This window comes from Aeromonas sp. HMWF017, from assembly GCF_003061465.1.
Classification (GTDB): domain Bacteria; phylum Pseudomonadota; class Gammaproteobacteria; order Enterobacterales; family Aeromonadaceae; genus Aeromonas; species Aeromonas veronii.
In genome coordinates, this window is the sequence record NZ_QAJD01000018.1 from 1 (window position 1) to 18755 (window position 18755).

The 18755-nt window shown below is 60.9% G+C and carries 17 protein-coding genes and 2 pseudogenes; 6 read left to right on the forward strand and 13 right to left on the reverse strand.

Going from position 1 to position 18755, the window contains the following annotated elements:
- A pseudogene (locus DBR30_RS01475) lies at positions 1-609 on the reverse strand (isochorismate synthase); the annotation flags it as partial.
- A 208-nt stretch (positions 610-817) separates the two neighbouring features.
- On the opposite strand from DBR30_RS01475, the gene DBR30_RS01480 reads away from it, so the two are divergent.
- Positions 818-1723: a 1,4-dihydroxy-2-naphthoate polyprenyltransferase gene (locus DBR30_RS01480; protein WP_181363464.1), complete on the forward strand. Its 906-nt coding sequence runs from the start codon at positions 818-820 to the stop codon at positions 1721-1723.
- A 106-nt stretch (positions 1724-1829) separates the two neighbouring features.
- On the forward strand, positions 1830-2045 hold the full coding sequence (locus tag DBR30_RS01485) for a DUF6500 family protein (protein WP_108540513.1): 216 nt from the start codon (positions 1830-1832) through the stop codon (positions 2043-2045).
- 70 nt (positions 2046-2115) lie between these two features.
- Here the strand turns inward: DBR30_RS01485 and DBR30_RS01490 are convergent, their stop codons facing one another.
- Entirely contained in the window at positions 2116-3510 is a 1395-nt protein-coding gene (locus DBR30_RS01490) for a PepSY-associated TM helix domain-containing protein (protein WP_108540516.1), read from the reverse strand.
- 279 nt (positions 3511-3789) lie between these two features.
- On the opposite strand from DBR30_RS01490, the pseudogene DBR30_RS01495 reads away from it, so the two are divergent.
- Positions 3790-4198, forward strand: a pseudogene (locus tag DBR30_RS01495) (hypothetical protein).
- Between the two features lie 27 nt (positions 4199-4225).
- Here the strand turns inward: DBR30_RS01495 and DBR30_RS01500 are convergent.
- Entirely contained in the window at positions 4226-4516 is a 291-nt protein-coding gene (locus tag DBR30_RS01500; protein WP_058059358.1) for a YkgJ family cysteine cluster protein, read from the reverse strand.
- A gap of 88 nt (positions 4517-4604) precedes the next feature.
- On the reverse strand, positions 4605-5984 hold the full coding sequence (gene dbpA / locus DBR30_RS01505; protein WP_108540519.1) for an ATP-dependent RNA helicase DbpA: 1380 nt from the start codon (positions 5982-5984) through the stop codon (positions 4605-4607).
- A gap of 542 nt (positions 5985-6526) precedes the next feature.
- Between dbpA and DBR30_RS01510 the strand changes: the two genes are divergently transcribed.
- On the forward strand, positions 6527-7732 hold the full coding sequence (locus DBR30_RS01510; protein ID WP_108540521.1) for a NupC/NupG family nucleoside CNT transporter: 1206 nt from the start codon (positions 6527-6529) through the stop codon (positions 7730-7732).
- Positions 7733-7797: 65 nt separating this feature from the next.
- Here DBR30_RS01510 and DBR30_RS01515 read toward each other — a convergent pair whose 3' ends face one another.
- The gene (locus DBR30_RS01515; protein WP_108540539.1) at positions 7798-8298 is read right to left on the reverse strand and encodes a metal-dependent hydrolase; all 501 of its coding nucleotides are present in this window, start codon (positions 8296-8298) and stop codon (positions 7798-7800) included.
- A gap of 125 nt (positions 8299-8423) precedes the next feature.
- Positions 8424-8873 (reverse strand): YaiI/YqxD family protein, encoded by a 450-nt coding sequence (locus DBR30_RS01520; RefSeq protein ID WP_005335916.1) that lies wholly within the window; start codon positions 8871-8873, stop codon positions 8424-8426.
- 139 nt (positions 8874-9012) lie between these two features.
- Here DBR30_RS01520 and zntB point away from each other — a divergent pair, with 139 nt between their 5' ends.
- Positions 9013-9978 carry a zinc transporter ZntB gene (zntB, locus tag DBR30_RS01525; protein ID WP_005341467.1) on the forward strand — a complete coding sequence of 322 codons (966 nt, stop codon included), beginning with the start codon at positions 9013-9015 and terminating at the stop codon, positions 9976-9978.
- Between the two features lie 13 nt (positions 9979-9991).
- Entirely contained in the window at positions 9992-10504 is a 513-nt protein-coding gene (locus DBR30_RS01530) for a mechanosensitive ion channel domain-containing protein (RefSeq protein ID WP_005354921.1), read from the forward strand.
- A 60-nt stretch (positions 10505-10564) separates the two neighbouring features.
- On the opposite strand, the gene DBR30_RS01535 is transcribed toward DBR30_RS01530, so the two are convergent.
- The 7 genes from DBR30_RS01535 to lpxL all read right to left on the reverse strand — a co-directional run bounded on the left by DBR30_RS01535 (position 10565) and on the right by lpxL (position 18725).
- Positions 10565-10813, reverse strand: a complete 249-nt coding sequence (locus DBR30_RS01535) for a hypothetical protein (protein WP_108540524.1) — start codon at positions 10811-10813, stop codon at positions 10565-10567.
- A gap of 64 nt (positions 10814-10877) precedes the next feature.
- Positions 10878-11450, reverse strand: coding sequence for a DNA-J related domain-containing protein (locus DBR30_RS01540; protein WP_108540527.1), 573 nt, complete (start codon positions 11448-11450; stop codon positions 10878-10880).
- On the reverse strand, positions 11447-13234 hold the full coding sequence (locus DBR30_RS01545) for a cation:proton antiporter (RefSeq protein ID WP_108540529.1): 1788 nt from the start codon (positions 13232-13234) through the stop codon (positions 11447-11449). The genes DBR30_RS01540 and DBR30_RS01545 overlap by 4 nt, the downstream gene beginning before the upstream one ends.
- 190 nt (positions 13235-13424) lie before the next feature.
- The gene (locus DBR30_RS01550) at positions 13425-13946 is read right to left on the reverse strand and encodes an MltR family transcriptional regulator (protein ID WP_005354914.1); all 522 of its coding nucleotides are present in this window, start codon (positions 13944-13946) and stop codon (positions 13425-13427) included.
- A 122-nt stretch (positions 13947-14068) separates the two neighbouring features.
- Entirely contained in the window at positions 14069-15214 is a 1146-nt protein-coding gene (locus tag DBR30_RS01555) for a mannitol-1-phosphate 5-dehydrogenase (RefSeq protein ID WP_005363105.1), read from the reverse strand.
- Positions 15215-15251: 37 nt separating this feature from the next.
- Positions 15252-17174, reverse strand: coding sequence for a PTS mannitol transporter subunit IICBA (locus DBR30_RS01560; RefSeq protein ID WP_108540535.1), 1923 nt, complete (start codon positions 17172-17174; stop codon positions 15252-15254).
- A 627-nt stretch (positions 17175-17801) separates the two neighbouring features.
- Positions 17802-18725 (reverse strand): LpxL/LpxP family Kdo(2)-lipid IV(A) lauroyl/palmitoleoyl acyltransferase, encoded by a 924-nt coding sequence (gene lpxL / locus DBR30_RS01565; RefSeq protein WP_021231687.1) that lies wholly within the window; start codon positions 18723-18725, stop codon positions 17802-17804.
- Positions 18726-18755 lie beyond the last annotated feature (30 nt).

Sequence of the window (18755 nt, forward strand, 5' to 3'; positions counted from 1 at the left end):
CTCCCGCGACAGCACCACCTTGGGAGTGTGCGCCTGAAAATCGGGGGCGGTGACGCGCTCCACCAGCGTTTGCCACTGGGCGGGGCCGGGGCAATCCTGTCGCTGCCAGGGCTGCTTTTGCAGGGCGGGCAGCGGGGCTTCCGGGCGCAGGGCATCGAGGGCGGCTTCGGCCGCCTGCAGTTCGGCCTCGAGATTGTTTTCATCCAGCCAGAGGTTGAGGCAGAGACTGACGCACTCGCCACGGCGCACCAGCTCGATGCGTGGCAGCACGAAACGGCAGGGGCCAAACCCTTGCCAGCCGGACTGGGCCGGATCGAACGCGAGTCCACCATAGTAGCGAGGGCTGTCGTCATGATGCTGGTTGGCTGTGTTAGTGCACACCTGCTTGATGGCGTGCGGCTCGGTCAGTTCATGGATGGCGCCCAGCGCGACATACTCGGGACGAGCCTCTCCACGGGCCTGCCAGTAGATGCGGGGATAGAGGGTTTGCGCCGCGAGCCAGCCCAGAAAGGAGCGGATTTCGATCGCCACTCGCAACCGTACGAAGCCGCTGACGTTGCTGTGACGCAGGGCGTCCAGTTGTTGCTTGATATGGGTCTGAGCCAACATGGATTCTTTTCTGAGCCGGGTAGTAACGAGCGATCCGGTAGCTGGATGCCGTAGGTTTATGCCAAAGGGCGATGATTTCCTATATATTATCTGCCCATTCGTCCATGTAAATCGCCCGCGGGAGCTTCACTCTCCGGGGCCAAGTATACCCAAATCCGGTTCGATAACCCTTAACACGATCAATATCCGATTGTTTGGCCATCACAAAATGACAAATACCTTCTCTGTTTGGTTGCTGGCGGCGCGTTTGCGAACATTGCCGCTCGCCTGCTCTTCCATCCTGCTGGGTTCGGGGCTGGCTGCCAGTCGTGGTGCCTTCGATGGCACCATCATGGCGCTCTCTCTGCTGACCGCCATCCTGCTGCAGATCCTCTCCAATCTGGCCAACGATTACGGCGATGCGGTCTCCGGCGCCGACAACGGCGAGCGGATCGGCCCGCAGCGGGCGGTGGTCTCCGGTCTTATCACCAAAAAGCAGATGTGCGTGGCGATGGGGCTGACCGCGCTGGCAGCGGTGGCCAGTGGCCTACTGCTGCTGGGCTGTGCCTTCGGCGGCCAGTGGCTGCAGATTTTGGCATTTGTAGTGCTGGGTGGCGCGGCCATTGTCGCGGCGGTGACCTACACCGTGGGCAAGACCCCTTACGGCTATCGCGGGTTTGGCGATATCTCGGTGTTCCTCTTCTTCGGTCTGCTGGGGGTGCTCGGCTCCTACTACCTCTTCACCAAGACGCTGGAGTGGGATCTGCTGCTGCCCGCCACCGCTTGTGGCCTGCTGGCAACCGCCGTGCTCAATATCAACAATGTGCGCGACATCGAGACCGACGCCGCCAGCGGCAAGATCACCCTGGCAGTGCGCCTTGGCCGCAACCGCGCCATCGCCTATCACTGGGTGTTGCTGGGGGCGGCGCTGCTGGCAACTATTGCCTTTATCCTGATCCAGCCCGCCAGTTTCTGGCCGTGGATCTTTTTGCCCGCCATGAAGCCTCTCAGCGATGCGGCCCGCACCCTTCGCGAAAGCTACGATGGCGAGGTGCTGACCGGTTCCCTCAAGAAGACCGCCATCAGCGCCTTTCTGTTCAGCCTGCTGCTCTCCATCGGGTTGGCGCTCTCCTGATGAACGACCGGCTTGTTGTTATGTGAAACGGGCTCCCGAGGCGGGAGCCCTTTTTGTGTGCCGATGCTACGCGTTGGTACTGAATCAGTCAGACAGGAAGACTGCCATGCGTGCATCACTCAAACAGAAAATCATTCAGGTTTGCCAGCAGAAAATCGCCGAGAAGGGGGAGACGGTCGGGCTCTCCTTTTATGCTTTTTTTGCCAATCGCAATGACGATCCCGATTTGTTGATGGAGGCGGCGACCTGGTGGATCCAGACCCACAAGCTCGATCACTTCGAGAAGGCCAAGAAAATTCTCTTGTTGGTCGAGCAGGAGTGATAGTCGGCTGCCATGAAACAGAGAGGGCTCCCAAGCGGGAACCCTCTGTGTTGGTTAATGATGTTATTGACTAGCTGGCTCGAGCCACTTTGAGCGTACGGCGGGAGAATAGCAGAGTATCCAGCAGCCAGATGGCGACCATGGAGGCGCCCACCAGCGGGAAGGCAATGCCCAGCAGGATCAGCAGGGCGATGGCGCCACGCATCGGCGGAAGTTTGGCGGGCAGCGGCGGTGCGGCGAGACGGCCCTGCGGACGGCGGCACCACCAGATCCACAGGCCGCTCATGGCGCTGGCCAGCACCATCAGGCAGATGAGCAGCATGGCGAGCTGATGGGGCCAGCCGTAGAGCTTGCCCATGTGCAGCATGACGCCGCTCTCCACCGTCTTGGCAACCGGGCCGTAATCCTGCCAGCGCACATCGGCCAGCACCTTGCCGCTGTATTGATCGATATGCAGGGTGGCGTCGTTGCGCGGATCGTCGGCAAACAGGGCGATGGTGTAGACGCCGGTGACGCCGACCGGCGGGGTGATGCTGTACCCCGGACTCACTTTCCGGGCTGTGGCGATATCCACCACCTGTTGCAGCGCAATGCGCTGGCTTGCCATCACCACACCCTCACGCTCGCCGTGGTTCATGGCTCCGTGATCGTGCCCCTCATCGACCGGCTGCGAGCTGGGCATGGGGGTATTCTCCACCGCCCAGGGGACGGTCTGCTCGTGAGCCTGATTGAGGGTGCGGGCCAGTGGTGCCGATTTGGGCACCTCGTTCCACATGGTGGCGGGGAAGCGGTTCCAGACCGCGGCAAACTGATCGCCCCAGAAACCGGTCCAGGTCATGCCGCTCAACAGCAACAGCAGCAGGAAACCGGCGCCCCAGAAGCCGACCACGGCGTGCAGATCCCGCCACCAGAGGCGTCCGCGCTGGCTCACTCTGGGCCAGAGGATGCCGCCCACGCCGGGCCCCTTGCGCGGCCACCAGAGGTAGAGGCCGCTCAGCAGCAGTACCAGCCCCCAGCCTGCAGCCAGCTCGATCAGCCGATCCCCCGTGGTGCCGAGCAGCAGGTCGGCGTGCAGGGAGCGAGCCACCGCTTGCAGATTCCACTTGTTGTCCATGGTGCCGAGCAGTGCGCCGCTGGCGGGATCCATAAACAGGGTCAGTTCCTGTTCACCCCGATTGACGATGAACTGAGCGCTCAGGTCGGGAGCGGCAGGCGGCAGGTACTTACGCAGGCTGGCATCGGGCATGGTCATTATCGCCTTGGCCAGCAGCTGGTCGGCACTCAGGGTCTGGCTGGCGGTAGCGACCTTCATCAGCTCGGGGTACATCAGGTTGTCGAGCTGGGGTTTGAACAGATAGACGATCCCGGTCAGTGACAGCAGGAGCAGGAAAGGGGCGACAAAGAGACCGGCGTAGAAGTGCCAGCGCCAGATCCGTTGGTAATGACTCGAGTCCCTGTTTTTCATTGCACATCCTTGTTGGAGCACCAAACCTTTCGGCTGGTGGAATGTTTGTGGCGGCGCGGATAATAGCAGTAACGTTTCGTTAACTGCAATCACACATCTCGAGATCGATTCAGTGCGGGGTGTTGGTAACATGGGGTGCTGACGGAGTGCCGACGGTTTGCTGGATAGGATGAGCATGCTTTGGGAAAAGCCTGTTTGCTGCTGGACTTTTCCTTATAAATTATTACCTTGTGGTAACAATTTGCAGGCGATGGTGGTGGTAACGGAATGGGAGCAGTCATGCAGCCACATGGGCAATTCGACATGGAGTGCAGGGGCCAGATGCTGATCTGCCGCCCGAGTGGTCCCTTCAATCTGGCAGGTGCCATGGCCTATGAGGCGCGCTTTCTTCACGAACTGGCCGGTCTGATGGATGGCCCCTGGGGGATTGTCGAGGTCGCGACCGAGTTTGAAGCGGCCGGGCCCGAGGTGCTGGCCCGTTTTCGTCGCCAGTTTGGCTGGTGTGCCGAGAGTGGCTGTCAGTTTCTGGCGGTGGTCTTCGTGGGGGGGCTTCAAGCGCTATCTGGCGGATAACATCTTCAAGGGATTGCCCTTTCGGGCGGTACGTTACTTCGAGCAGGAGGCAGCGGCCATCCAGTGGCTGGGGGAGCAGCTCAACACAGCTCCCTGTGAACCTGCGCGCGCTTGACCACCCCGTCCACCGTTTGGACGGGCTTCACTCCAGCTTGATAAACCACTTGTCCCGCTCGTCAACGCAGTCGGGTTCACCCATTTCGAATTCGCGGCAGATCAGCGGCCGCACCTCGTAGATACGGCACATCATGGTGTTGCGGTCGAGGGCGGCGCACCAGCCATCGTCCAGCCGGCGCATGACCGGTATCTCGCCTTCCCGTTCCAGTACATAACGGTCCGGCACGCCGGTATCGGTAAAGAGCATCACTTCGAGGCGGCAGCAGCAGGCTTCGCAGTTCTGGCAGCTCACATCGGTTTGGATTGCTTGGGTCATGGTGCCTGTCTTGCCGCATGGCGGCATCGGAGATATGAAACAGGCGCCTGTCAGGCGCCTGTGGTCTGGCTAACGGCTTGCAAAAACCTTAGCCCAGTTTGCGGGCGCGGTAGCTGCGACCCTTGATCTTGCCTTCCTGCAACCGCTTGAGGGCGGCGCTCGCCACACTGCGCTTCACGGCGACGTAGGAGTACTGCTCGGAGATCTGGATCTTGCCGACGTCGGCGCCGGCAATGCCGCCTTCACCGGTCAGGGCACCCAGAATGTCACCGGCCCGCACCTTGGTCTTGCGGCCTGCATCGATGGAGAGGGTCACCATCTGCGGGGCGATCGGCTTGATGTCGCGGCCGATGCTGTCGAGATCACCCAGCGGCATCGGAGCCTGCTGGTACTCTTCGATGAAGTTGACGCGCTGGGCCTCGTTCGGCTGATAGAGACTCAGAGCCAGACCCTGCTGGCCGGCGCGACCGGTACGGCCGATGCGGTGCACATGCACTTCCGGATCATAGGTCAGCTCGTAGTTGATGACGGCGCCCAGCTCCTTGATATCGAGGCCGCGGGCCGCCACATCGGTGGCCACCAGAATGGTGGCGCTGCCGTTGGCAAAGCGCACCAGCACCTGATCCCGCTCGCGCTGTTCCAGATCGCCGTTCAGCGCCAGCGCCGAGAAGCCTTTGGCGGCCAGATGGTCGGCTACGTCGTTACAGGCGCGCTTGGTGTTGCAGAACACCACGCAGGAGCTCGGCTGGTAGTGGCTCAGCAGCCAGGTGAGGGCATCGAGGCGCTGACCAAAGGGGACTTCATAGAGCTTCTGTTCGATGGCGCTCCCCTCGTGCAGGGACTCGACGCTCACCTCGACCGGATTGCGCTGCACGCCACGGCTCATCTGGGCGATCCCTTCCGGATAGGTGGCAGAGAACAGCAGGGTCTGACGGCGCTCGGGGGCATAGCTGATGACCCGGTTGATGTCTTCGCCAAAGCCCATGTCCAGCATGCGATCCGCTTCATCCAGCACCAGCGTTTCTAGGCTCGAGAGTTCCAGCGTGCCCTGCTCCAGATGCTTGAGAATGCGGCCTGGGGTGCCGACGGCGATGTGGGCGCCAAAGCTCAGGGTGGCGGATTGCGGTGCAGTCGGGGTGCCGCCGCACAGGGTCACCAGCTTGACGTTGGGCAGGGCGCGCGCCAGACGACGGATCTCCTGGGCCACCTGATCCGCCAGTTCACGGGTCGGGCAGAGTACCAGCGCCTGTACGTCGACACGGTTGACGTTGAGGCGGGAGAGCAGGCCGAGGCCGAAAGCAGCGGTCTTGCCGCTACCGGTTTTTGCCTTGGCGATCAGGTCTTTGCCATCGAGCACCAGGGGCAGGCTCTGGGCCTGGATCGGGGTCATCTGCAGGTAACCCAGGCTGGTGAGGTTTTCTTGCAGGGCGGGGGAGAGATTGAGGCTGCTAAATTCGCTGTTGTTCACAAAAGGACTCTATTTCGGAGAAAACGGGGATGCGCGAGCGCTAAGGCCGCGCATCATACCAGAATGTGGCACCGGATGTGGCGGATTTTTGAACGGTTGGCCTCGAGGATGCATGCCGGGTTCATTTGTTGCCGAACCGATCCCGGGCAATCACTGACAATGCAATAAGGACTATTTTTCAAACACGCATCTAATTATTTATCGCGGATAAACGTTTTCCAATTTCGGTATTTCAATATAATGGCTAGAAAATATTCTACGAGCAGTTACTGCGCCACAGGGAATGTTGCGAAAATGCTGCTCGAATATTTTCAAAGAACATGAAAATGGCGCCAACCTTGTTCAACATGATGTTTTAAAAGGGTTTATGTTATCTGTGTTGCGCGATTAATATCAGTCCATTGCGTAATTAATTTAAAAACGTTTGTATTGTCCTGCCTTCATAATATTGCGCGGGATTGTGATGGCTATCTGATTTTTAAATGTGCAAATGTCTATGATGGCGCCGGTCAAAAATTACAATTCACTCAGGTGCTACAGGTATGGAATACGTTCACTTTGCGCTCGGACTGGTGATGGTCCTCGCTCTCTCTCTGCTGGCTAACCGCCACAACTGGAAACAGATCAAGCTGCGTTATATCGGCCAACTGCTGGTGGTCGAACTGGCGCTGGCCTGGTTCATGCTGAACTCCGAAGTGGGTCTGGCGGTGGTGGGTGGCTTCGCGGCCGGCTTCACCAAGTTGATGGAGTTTGCCAAACAGGGTACCGACTTTGTGTTCGGTGGCCTGGTTAACGAAGGGGCCTTCTCCTTCTTCCTGATGGTGCTGATGCCCATCGTCTTCATCTCCGTGCTGATCGGTATTCTGCAGTACATCCGCCTGCTGCCGCTGGTGATCCGCGGTATCGGTACCGTGCTGGCCAAGATCAACGGCATGGGCAAGCTGGAGTCTTTCAACGCCATCAGCTCGATGATCGTCGGTCAATCCGAGAACTTCATCGCGCTCAAGAACATCCTGCCGCACCTGAACGAGAAGCAGATGTACACCTTGGCTGCGACGGCCATGTCTACCGTCTCCATGTCCATCGTCGGTGCCTACATGCAGCTGATCGAGCCACGCTACGTGGTCGCCGCGCTGGTGCTCAACATGTTCAGCACCTTCATCGTGCTCTCTCTGATCAACCCGTACGAGCCGGATAACTCCGTGACCGACATCAAGGCCATTGCCGAAGGTGACGAGCACCACACGCCGAAGAAAGAGAACTTCTTCGAGATGCTGGGCGAGTACATCATGGCCGGTTTCACCGTTGCCGTTATCGTGGGTGCCATGCTGGTCGGCTTTATCGCTCTGATTGCCCTGATCAACTACCTGTTCGAGATGGCATTTGGCGTGAACTTCCAGTTCGTCATGGGCTACCTCTTCTACCCGATCGCCTGGATCCTGGGTATCCCGAGTGGTGAAGCGCTGCAGGCGGGTTCCATCATGGCGACCAAGTTGGTGACCAACGAGTTCGTGGCGATGATGGATCTGGGCAAAGTGGCTGCCGAGCTCTCTCCGCGCACCGTCGGCATCCTCTCCATCTTCATGGTCTCTTTCGCCAACTTCAGCTCCATCGGCATCATCGCTGGTGCGGTAAAAGCGCTGAACGAAGAGAAGGGCAACATGGTTTCCCGCTTCGGTCTGAAGCTGGTCTACGGTTCTACCCTGGTCAGCCTGCTCTCCGCAGTTATCGCAGGCATCATGATCTGATCCTCTAGTGGCACTCGCCACGGTTTGGGCCCCTGACCTCGTCAGGGGCCTTTTTTGTTTCTGGTTTACAGGTGCCAGCCACACCACCAGCCCGCGACCAGCAGGGTGAGGGTGCAAAAGCCGGTTTCGAGGGTGCCACCGCTTTTGAGCGGCCAGCCCGGTAGCCGGAAGCGGCGCTTGATGGGCCAGAAGAGCGGAATGCCCGCCGGGGTGAGCCAATCCCCCAGCAGATGGCTGAGGTAGCCGACGATAAGCGCATCCTTGACCCCCATGGGCAGGGTGTCCGGCGGCAGGCTCTGGTTCAGCCCCCAGACGGCGGCGACGGCCGCCAGCAGACTGTGGGTGAAGCCGCGATGGCCGAACAGCCGCGACAGGGGCTTCGAGATCCACGGCAGGCGCTGCCCCAGCACCGATTTGGGGTGGTCGAGGTCGGGCAACAGGGCGCTGGCCAGCGCGGCAGGGATGGTCTGCCACAGGCTGGCATCGGCCAGCGCCGGAGTGAGCTGCAGTTTGTGGGCGATCAGGGTGCAGGTAACGGAGAAAAGCAGGTGCCCTTGGGCGGTCATGATGATTACGGCGTGGACAAGATGGCGGCGCATCTTACCAGCCTGATAGTTGTGGTCAGCTCTTATTTTAAAAATCAGGATGTTACGGCGAAAAAGCGCCCATGTTGGGCGCCTTTAGGGTCTCTTTACAGCTTGCCTTTGACCAGCCACTTGTCGAGGGCGTTGGCAAAACGCTGTTTGTCGGCGGCATTGAAGGGGGCCGGGCCGCCGGTCTGCACGCCAGCCGAGCGCAGCTCTTCCATAAAGTTGCGCATGCCTAGCCGCGCCTTGATGGTCTCGCGGGTGTAGATCTCGCCGCGGGGGTTGAGCGCCTCGCCACCGGCATCGATCACCCAGGAGGCGAGGGGAATATCGCCGGTGATCACCAGATCGCCGGGCTGAACCTGCTGGGCGATGACATGATCTGCCACATCGAATCCCTTCTCCACCTGCTGGGTTTTGATGAAGGGCGAGGGGGGCACCCGCAATCCCTGATTGGCCACCAGGGTGGTGACGACCTGGGCGCGGTGGGCGGCGCGGTAGAGGATCTCCTTGACCGGAATGGGGCAGGCATCGGCATCAACCCAGATGGGCATGGCATGGTTTCCTGTAGTGAAAGCGGATGGAAAACGAGAGCGGCCATGTTAACACAGGCCTCCCCTTCCCGGCGCGGGGCTGAGTCGGCCCCGCCTTTGGTGTAAGCTGGGCCAGCACATGAAACGAGAAGGAGACGAGATGGATCGGGTGCCCGGTGAAGTGATTTATGCCCTGACTTTGGATGGCAAGGGTGGCATGGCGCCGCTGACGGCAGGAAGCGAAGTCCCGGCGGCACATCCCGGCTGGCTGCATCTGGATTACGGCAATCCCGATTCGGCGCGCTGGCTGTTGCAGACCCCCTTACTCAGCGAGGCTGCCAGGGAGTCGCTCCTCGGCCAGAGCAATCGTCCCAAGCTGGTACGGATGGGGGAGACGGTGCTGCTGATCCTGCGTGGCATCAACCACAACAAGGATCACAGGCCCGAAGAGATGGTGGCGCTGCGTATCTTCATCACCCCGGATCTCATCATCAGCAGCCGTCGTCGTCCGCTGCTCTCAGAACAGGATGTCTTCAACCAGCTCAAGCTGGGTGGTGGCGCCGATACCCCGGCCGACTGGCTGGTGGAGATCTGCGATGCCCTGACCGACCGAGCGGGGGAGTTTGTCGAGGAGCTGCACGACAAGATCCTCGATCTGGAGGAGATGGTGCTGATGCGCGACATGCCCGCCAATGGCCGCTTGGCGCTGATCCGCAAGCAGCTCATCATGATCCGCCGCTACCTTTCCCCCCAGCGGGATCTGGTGGCGCGGCTCGCCAACGAGAAGATCAGTTGGCTGGATGAGGATGACCGGCGGCGTCTGCTCGATATCGCCGACCGGCTGCGGCGCTGGCTCGACGACCTCGATGCCGGGGTGGCGCGCACCGCTGTGCTGGCAGACGAGATCAACAATCTGATGGCGGAGGCGACCAACCGCCGCGCCTACCAGATGTCGGTGATGGCGCTGCTCTTTTTACCTGCCAGCTTCCTGACCGGTCTGTTTGGCATCAACCTCGGTGGTATCCCCGGTGCCGAGAATCCGACCGCCTTCTGGGTCTTCTGTGGTTCGCTGGTGGCGCTGGCAAGCGGGCTGGCTATCTGGCTCAAACATCGGCGCTGGTGGTAAGGAGGCATAACCCATGTGGCAATCAATTGGCCTGACCCTGCTGCTGTTGCTGGGTCATACCCTGATCCGGCGGCTTATTCACAAGAGCCTGCTGGCGCTCGGCCAGAGCAGGCAGGTGAGCGAGAACCGGGTGCTCTACGTGGCCCATGTGTTCCACTTCCTGCTCGGCTGCGCCACCTTGCTGGTGCTGGCCGGGGTATGGGGGCTCGACTTCTCCCGACTGGTGGTGCTCGCCTCCTCCTTCTTTGCGGTATTGGGGGTCGCCATGGTCGCCCAGTGGTCGATCCTCTCCAACATCACTGCCAGCATCACCATCTTCTTCGCCTTTCCCTACAAGATTGGCGACCGGATCCGTATCCTCGACAAGGATGATTCGGTCACCGGCGTCATCACCGAGATCGGACTCTTCTACGTGCGGGTGCGTGATGACAACGGCGATCTGGTCACCTATCCGGCCAACCTGATCCTGCAAAAGCCGGTCAGAAAGCTGGAGGGCAAGGTGGCGGAACCGCTGCAACCGGAGTAGAAAGCAACCGGAATAACAAAAGGCTCCCTCGGGAGCCTTTTTACTGTGCGGTAGGTGGAGCTAGCGTTCGAAGAAGCGGTAGAGGTGCTCCACCTGAACCGGGCAGTCTGCTACCTGATGCAGATGTTCGCGGGCCTGCTCGACGGTGCCGAAACTGACCGGGCAGCCGAGGGTGTCGGTCAGCTCGTAGAGGGCGCCATTCTTGCCTCTGAATTCGATGAGCCAGCCGGGAATGGCCACATCGTGGAGGATTTCGGCCTCTTGCAGGATCTGTTGCTGATAGAGCTTACGAAGTTCACTGACTGTCATGATGCTCTCCTGTGGGGAATATCCAGCTCCAGTCTATGCCTGCCCTTTATATGCAGCAACGGGATCATCCCCGCAGGACCTCCCATGCCCAGCGGATGCGGATAAAGGTCTCGGCATTGCCGCCCCGATCCGGATGGTGTTGCAGTGCCAGCTCCCGCCAGCGGCGGCGGATTATCTCCTGACTCGTCCCCTCATTCAGCTCGAACAGGGCCAGCGCCTCGGCTTTGTGCCCCTCACCGTCATAGGCGCGCCAGAAGCGGTTGAGCAGGGCCTCCACTTCGGCACGGTCGGTCTGCCAGAACACCTGCCAGTCGAGATAGTAGCTACGCAGATTTTCGCTAAGGGCAAAGCCGTGACTGGCCTCCGAGCTCCCGACCAGTGGTTCGAGCCGGATATCCAGGGGGCTGATCACCAGCCACCAACCCTCTTCATAAAGCTCGGCCTGCAGCTGGTAGAGGGCGTTCATGATCAGGAAGTTGACCCGAAACAACTGCAGTTGCTCATCGTCGGCCAGTACTGGAATTGCCCCCTGCTGGCGCAGATCAGCCATCAGTTCATGCACCTTGTAGCTGCCCGCCGCCTGTTGCAATAGCACCAGCAGAGGGGCGATCAGCGGATTGTGGTTGGCTTCGCTCATTCGGCGCCCTGTTCTCTGGGCGGTTGCAGGGCGATCAGCAGCTCACCCGCCTGCGGGGTGACGGGGCCGGTAACGATCTGGGGCTTGCCCTTGCCATCCATGATGAAGAGCGGGATGGCGCTGGGATTGGCGGTCTGATACTGGGCCCAGTCGAACGCCTCGCTCAGGCGGGTCGCCTTGATCTGGCCACCCCGGCTCAGCAGGCTGCTCAGCCGGGCATAGTTGATGTCGGGGCCGAACAGGTTCTGGCGAGCGCGAAAGGTGGCGCTCTCCCGGTTGGCCTTGCCGTGCTGCTCGCTGGATCGCAGGGAGTAGACCTGCTCCTCGCCGTATAGGTGGGCAAAGTGCAGCACCCCGAGGGCGTTGTTGTGGCGGTTGGGGGAGAGTGCCAGCACGGTACTGATGCTGGTGAGCGGCAGGTGCAGCTCGGCATGTTCCGACTGGGGGTTGCCGAAGTAGCAGGGCAGGTTGCTCATCCGCGCCTGTTTGCAGAACTCCCAGGCGGGATCGCAGAGTTGCACCGGCACCCCCTGATCCGCCAGCGCCCGGCCTATGGCCCGCGCCACCGAGTTGGCCCCTATGATGAGCCAGGTGTTGGGGGCGCTCTGGCGCATCTTGAGCAGGCTGGCCAGCGGTGCCGAGGTGAGGCTCTGCAACACCACGGTGGAGATGATCACCGCAAATACCAGCGGCACCAGCTTGTCGGCATCGGGGATCTCGGCCTGATGCAAGCTGATGGCGAACGAGGCACTGACCGCCGCCGCGACTATGCCGCGCGGGGCGATCCAGCTCAGCAGGGCGCGAGCTCGCCAAGAGAGATCCGAGCCCCAGGTCGAGACCAGAATACAGAGCGGGCGCGCCACGAATTGCACCACGCACAGCAGTGCCAGCACCATGGGGCCGAGTTGCCAGAGCTGGGCCAGATCGAGGCGGGCCGCCAGCAGGATAAACAGGCTGGAGATAAGGATGACCGCGAGATCTTCCTTGAACGCCAGCACCTCCTCCAGATCCAGCCCCTCCTGATTGGCGAGCCAGATGCCGAACACGGTCACCGCCAGCAGACCGGACTCGTGGCTCAGCCAGTTGGAGAGGCTGAAGGTGACCAGCACCAGCGCCAGCACGCCGAACTTGTGCAGGCTGACCGGCAGCCAGTCCTTGCGAATAAGCAGAGTGGTGAGCCAGCCCGCCACCACCCCGATCAGGGAACCTACCAGCACTGTCTTGCCCAGCGCCAGCAGGGTATGGCTGATGAGATCTCCCTGACTGCCGAGGCGCACCGCCTCGAACACCAGCACCGCAAACAGGGCGCCGATGGGGTCGATGACGATTCCCTCCCAGCGCAGAATGCGGTCTACCTCCCGGGTGGGGCGGATCACGTTGAGCATGGGGGCGATCACCGTCGGGCCCGTTACCACCAGCACAGCGCCGAGCATGGTGGCGACCCGCCAGTCCAGTCCCAGCAGGAAGTAACCGGCGCTGCCGATGACGGCGAAACTGACCAGCATGCCGGTGGAGCAAAGATTGCGCACCACCTTGCCGATCCCCTTGAGCTCGGCCAGATGAAGGGTTAATGCCCCTTCGAACAGGATGATGGCTACCGACAGGGAGACCAGCGGAAACAGCAGATCCCCGAGCAGGGCATCGGGGTCGAGCAGGCCGCTGACCGGGCCCAGAGTCAGGCCGGTGAGCAGCAGAAACAGGATGGCGGGTACCCGCAGCGACCAGGCAAGCCATTGGGCCAGCACGGAGACCAGGGCGATCCCGGCAAGAGAGAGGGCAATCATGCAGACCTCGATTCAGGCAGTGAGTATGGAGCTAGTGTAGTGGCTAAGTTGGTCAGATTGACACCCGAAGGAGCGTGCGTCATGGCCGGTATGGGGAGATGTGCGACAGTCGGCGTCATGGTGGCTGGCGGTGGTGTAAAGGGCGCCAGCCAGACGCCAACCGTGGTGATGGGGTGGCCTCGGGGCCGGATTAGATGGGGCTCTCCTTGTGGAGCTCGCCGACACAGTCGGCCAGCGCCAGTACCAGTGCGGAGCGCACCATCTGATCGAGCCGGTTGAGCTGCATCTGGTAGAAGGCCCAATCCTCTTCGCTGGCGGGGGGCTCCAGCTTCATCATGCCGCCCTGATTGACCCCGTGCAGGCGGTCGAGCAGATCGCGGATCGGCTTGTCGCTGAAGCGGTAATCCTTGGGGTCGCGCACCAGAAAGTCGCGGATCTTGAGATAGGCTTCCAGATCCTGATAGCGCTCAAGGGAGATGAGGCCGAGGGCGAAGATGAGCTTGAGGCGCACCTCCAGCTGGCCGAGGGGGCCGCTCTGGTTGAGCAGGGGTTCGATGGCGTATTTGACGGCATACTCCTCCTGACGAAAGGCGCGTCGCATCAGGGAGTCGACCGCTTCTTCCAGGATGGTCACGGCTTCGAGAAAGAAGCCGCGGGGGCCATCCTGCTCGTTCAGTCGTTCCAGTACTTCATCTTCCTGGTGTGTGGTCATAGGTGCATTGGGTCCAGCTGACAGGGAGAGAGTGGGCCTCTCTCCCGGTTTTTATCATATGGGGCGCATTTCCTTGCGATTCAATCAATTGGAGCATCCGGTCATGCGCCGCCAGCAGGGTATTACAAGGTCTCGTAACGGGCGACGATGGCGCGAACCACTTCGCTCTCTTCATCCAGTCCGGTGACGCGGGCCAACGCTTTGGCCGGGCCCAGCTCCGCCAGCAGGGCTTGCAGCTCCACCGCCTGCGGGTCATCGGCATTGCGATAGTGGAGCGCCGCGGCGATCCCCTCCTGCAACTGCTCGTTGGGCAGGCCGTACTCCAGGGTACCGAGCAGCGGCTTCACCAGTCGATCTCCCGCCGCCAGCTTGCGCAGCGGCTGACGACCGACCCGGTCAATCTCGTCCACCAGATAGGGGTTGGCGAAGCGGGCCAGGATCTTCTCGATGTAGGCGGCGTGCAGACGCGGGTCGAAGCCGTAGCGTTTCACCAGTACGGCACCGCTCTCCTCCATGGCGCGGCGCACCTTGCTGCGGATCACCGGATCTTCGATCGCCTCGCGCACTGTGCGGTAGCCCCGCAGTTTGCCGAGATAGGCGGTGACGATGTGGCCGGTGTTGAGGGTGAACAGCTTGCGCTCGACGAAGGCCATCAGGTTGTCGGTGGGCTCCATACCCGCCACCTGTGGCAGCTCCCCCTTGAACTGGGTCTGGTCGACGATCCACTCGCTGAAGCTCTCGACCGTCACTTCCAGCGGATCATCGTTGGCAGCCGCGGCGGGCGGCACGATGCGATCCACCGCCGAGTCGACGAAGCCGATACAGGATTCGAGCGTGGCATGATACGCGACCGGCAGGTACTTGAGTACCTCCCGCTTGAGGTGGCTGGTGCCGCGCACCATGTTTTCACAGGCGATGACGTTGAGCGGAGTCAGGTTGCCGGCATCGAAGCGGGCCTGCAGCCCCTTGGCCAGAGTGCTGGCAATCTTGTCCAGAATGTTGGGGCCGACCGCTGTGGTGACCAGATCGGCGGTGATGATACGGGCGATCACCTCGTGACCGGCGGAACTGACCGCCGCCACGTTGCGCACCACGTCCAGCTTCTGATCCGCCCCTACTACATGGACCTTGTACTCCTGACGGTGGTTGAGCTGGTCGATCAGGGTGTCGTTGACGTCGGCGAAGGTGACCTGATGGCTGGCATCCGCCAGCACTTTGCCGATAAAGCCGCGACCGATGTTACCAGCACCAAAATGCAATGTTTTCATGATATTAACCTCTTGAACCAAAGACGATGAAAGATGATTACGCAGCCTGTTCGGCACCCAGCAGATCCAGGAAGGCCTGGGGATCCGTGGTGCTGGCCAGCCGGTCGATGAGACCGGGTTCATCCAGTGCATTGGTCAGGCGGGTTATCACCTGCATGTGTTCGTCGTTGCGGGCGGCGATACCGATCACCAGCCGTGCTACCTCATCGGCAGCCTCGCCAAAGGCGACCCCGGCCGGGTACTGGCAGATGACGATGCCGGTCCGCTTCACAAACTCCTTGGCGGCGATGGTGCCGTGTGGCACGGCGATGGATTCGCCGAGGTAGGTGGAGACCAGCTGTTCACGCTCCAGCATGGCGTTGACGTAGTCGGGCGCCACGTAACCGCGCTCTGCCAGCAGTCGGCCTGCGGTCAGGATGGCGGCCTCCTTGTTGTCCGCTTTCAGTCCCAGATGCACGTCATGACGGCTCAGGGTAAAGACTTCGGCCGCTTGCGGCTCGTAGCTGTCGTCGTTGGCGGCCACCAGCAGCTGCGGGTTGGCGATGTCATCGTTGGCGGCCTGGGTCAGGCTCTGTACCAGCTCCTGATAGAGGCCGTTGTCGAGGAAGTTGGTCAGGGAAATATGATGAGCGTTCGGCGCATGGCGACGGGCCCGCTCGGTCAAATCCTTGTGGGTGATGACCCAGTCCACCTGATCGTCGAGCTGATCGATGGCGCGGTTGGTGACGCTGATATCGAGCCCTGCGGCCTGCACCCGCTTGCGCAGCAGGCCGGCGCCCATGGCGCTGGAGCCCATGCCCGCATCACAGGCGACCACAATATTGCGTACCGCCATCAGTTCGCCGCCCGGCTTCTTGGCCGCTGCGGTTTCGGGCTTGCCGCCCTTCATGGCTTTCATCTTGCGAGTGGCTTCACCGAGGGCATCGGCCTCGTCCACTTCCGGCTGCTGGGCGCGAACGAATACGGCGGCGACCAGGAAGGAGACCAGAGTGGCGCTGATGATGGAGAGGGCGACCCCGATCAGGGAGGCTTTCGGCGTCATCAACAGCACGGCGAAGATGGAACCCGGTGAGGCAGGGGAGACCAGACCGGCGTTGAACAGGGTCAGGGTAAAGACCCCGGTCATGCCACCGGCAATCACCGCCAGAATGAGGCGCGGGTTCATCAGCACGTACGGGAAGTAGATCTCGTGGATGCCACCGAAGAAGTGAATGATGGAGGCGCCAGCCGCGGACTGCTTGGCCGCACCACGACCGAACACCATGTAGGCCAGCAGCACGCCCATGCCCGGGCCCGGGTTCGCTTCAATCAGGAAGAAGATGGAGCTGCCGTGCTCGGTCGCCTGCTGGATCCCCAGCGGCGAGAAGATGCCGTGGTTGATGGCGTTGTTGAGGAACAGGATCTTGGCCGGTTCGACGAAGATGGAGGTGAGCGGCAGCATGTGGTTATCCACCAGGAAGCCGACGCCACCGGCAAGCAGGCCGGAGAGCACCTTGACGAAGGGGCCAATCACGAAGAAGGCGAGGATCGCCAGCAGCATGCCGATAAGCCCGGCGGAGAAGTTGTTGACCAGCATCTCGAAGCCGCTCTTGACGCGACCGTCCATCGCCTTGTCGAAGCGCTTGATGGCCCAGCCACCGAGCGGGCCGACCATCATGGCGCCCATGAACATGGGGATATCAGTTCCCACGATGACACCCATGGTGGTGATGGCACCGACCACGCCGCCGCGCTCACCGCCCATCAGTTTGCCGCCGGTGTAGCCAATCAGCAGCGGCAGCAGGTAGGTGATCATGGGGCCGACCAGCTTGGCCAAGGTTTCATTGGGCAGCCAGCCGGTGGGGATGAAGAGGGCGGTGATAAAGCCCCAGGCGATAAAGGCGCCTATGTTGGGCATGACCATATTGGACAGGAAGCGTCCAAAATTCTGTATCTTGACTTTGGTATCCGGTGATAACATGTCGGGACCCCGTTTTAAGCCTGTTTGATTAAAAGTGGTAGTCGGGATGGCCGGTTTTGCCGAACCGCCATCCCGGTCGTCTAAGCAACTTCAATCTACCAGCTTGATATCAAATTAGGCTGAAAACGGGGTGTCTTGTGATCCAGATCTCGGATACCCAGCGATACCCCCTCCATAACCAGTGATCCACATCACATACCCATGCTGTAATTCGGCTACATTTCGATCTTTCCTGTTTTTCATGGTCATTTTTTGTGACTTAAATCACTAAAGTTACTTTGTGGCCCTCTTGTGGGATGGTGATTGGCGTCACAAATTCGATTTTTGTATTCGAATGGGACAAATTACTCAGTCACTCATCAGCGGGTGGTGACGATGGATCTATCGAAACACTCCATTGCTTATCAATGAATCAATAAATTTGTAACCCGCTTTCAGTTTTTACGGTTGGTGATGAGGGCTCTTTTGCTGCTGGCTGATGGAGAGTTGAGGGAAAGTGCCGAGGGGGATTGCGCCAATCATGTTTCGGTAGCTTGCTTGCCGCGCAGGGCTGACAGCAGATAAAAACAAACCGCCAGCGGGCGGTTTGTCGGTTTTTACGAGCTATCCCATGTCGGGGGCTGCGGTTTAGTAGAAACCGGCATCCTCGGGGGAGGGGCGGGTCTTGAAGCGGCGATGGAGCCACATGTACTGCTCCGGCGCCTTGCGCACGGCGGCTTCAATCTCGCGGTTGGCGCGGGCGGCATCAACCATGTCATCCCCGCTGGGGTAGTCGGCGAGCGGCGCCCCGATATGCAGGGTGTAACCCTCGCTGGTGCGGATGTTGTAGCAGGGCAGGGTGACGGTGTTCTTCACCCGCGCCAGGGTGGCTGTGCCGGTGATGGTGGCCGCCTGTTCTACCGCGAAGTAGGGCACGAACACGCTGGCGTGGCTGCCGTAGTCGTGATCCGGCGCGTACCAGAGGGCGTCGCCGTTGCGCAGTGCCTTGATCATCCCCTTCACGTCCATCCGATCCACCAGATATTTGTTGGAGGCGCAGCGACCGTGGTACTGGGCATACTCCAGCACCGGGTTGGTGTTGGGGCGATAGACCCCCACGCCGGGGCGCACCAGCCCGAAACAGCGGGCGTTGAGTTCAAGCGTCAGGAAGTGGCAGGAGAGCAGCAGCATGCCCTGACCTTTTTCCATGGCGGCGATGACGTGCTCTTCCCCTTCCACCTTCATCAGGTTGCGCATCCGCCAGTCTGGCCAGAACCAGGCGATCCCCACCTCGAACACGGCGCAGCCCACGCTCTCGAAGTTGGCCTTAAGCAGTTTCTCCCGCTCATCCCGGGTCAGCTCGGGCATCGCCAGCTCCAGATTGCGACGGGCAATCTTGACCCGGGACTTCAATATCCTGGCGGCGAGACGACCGAGCTGACGGCCCAGCCACATCTGGCTGCGCCACGGCAGCAGGGTCAGCAGCCAGAGCAAGCCTAGGCCGAACCAGCTGGCCCAGTAACGGGGATGAAACAGGCGGGGCTCCAGGCGGGGAGCGTTGTCATGGGCCATGGCTAATCTCTTGTTCGCAAACACAATCGG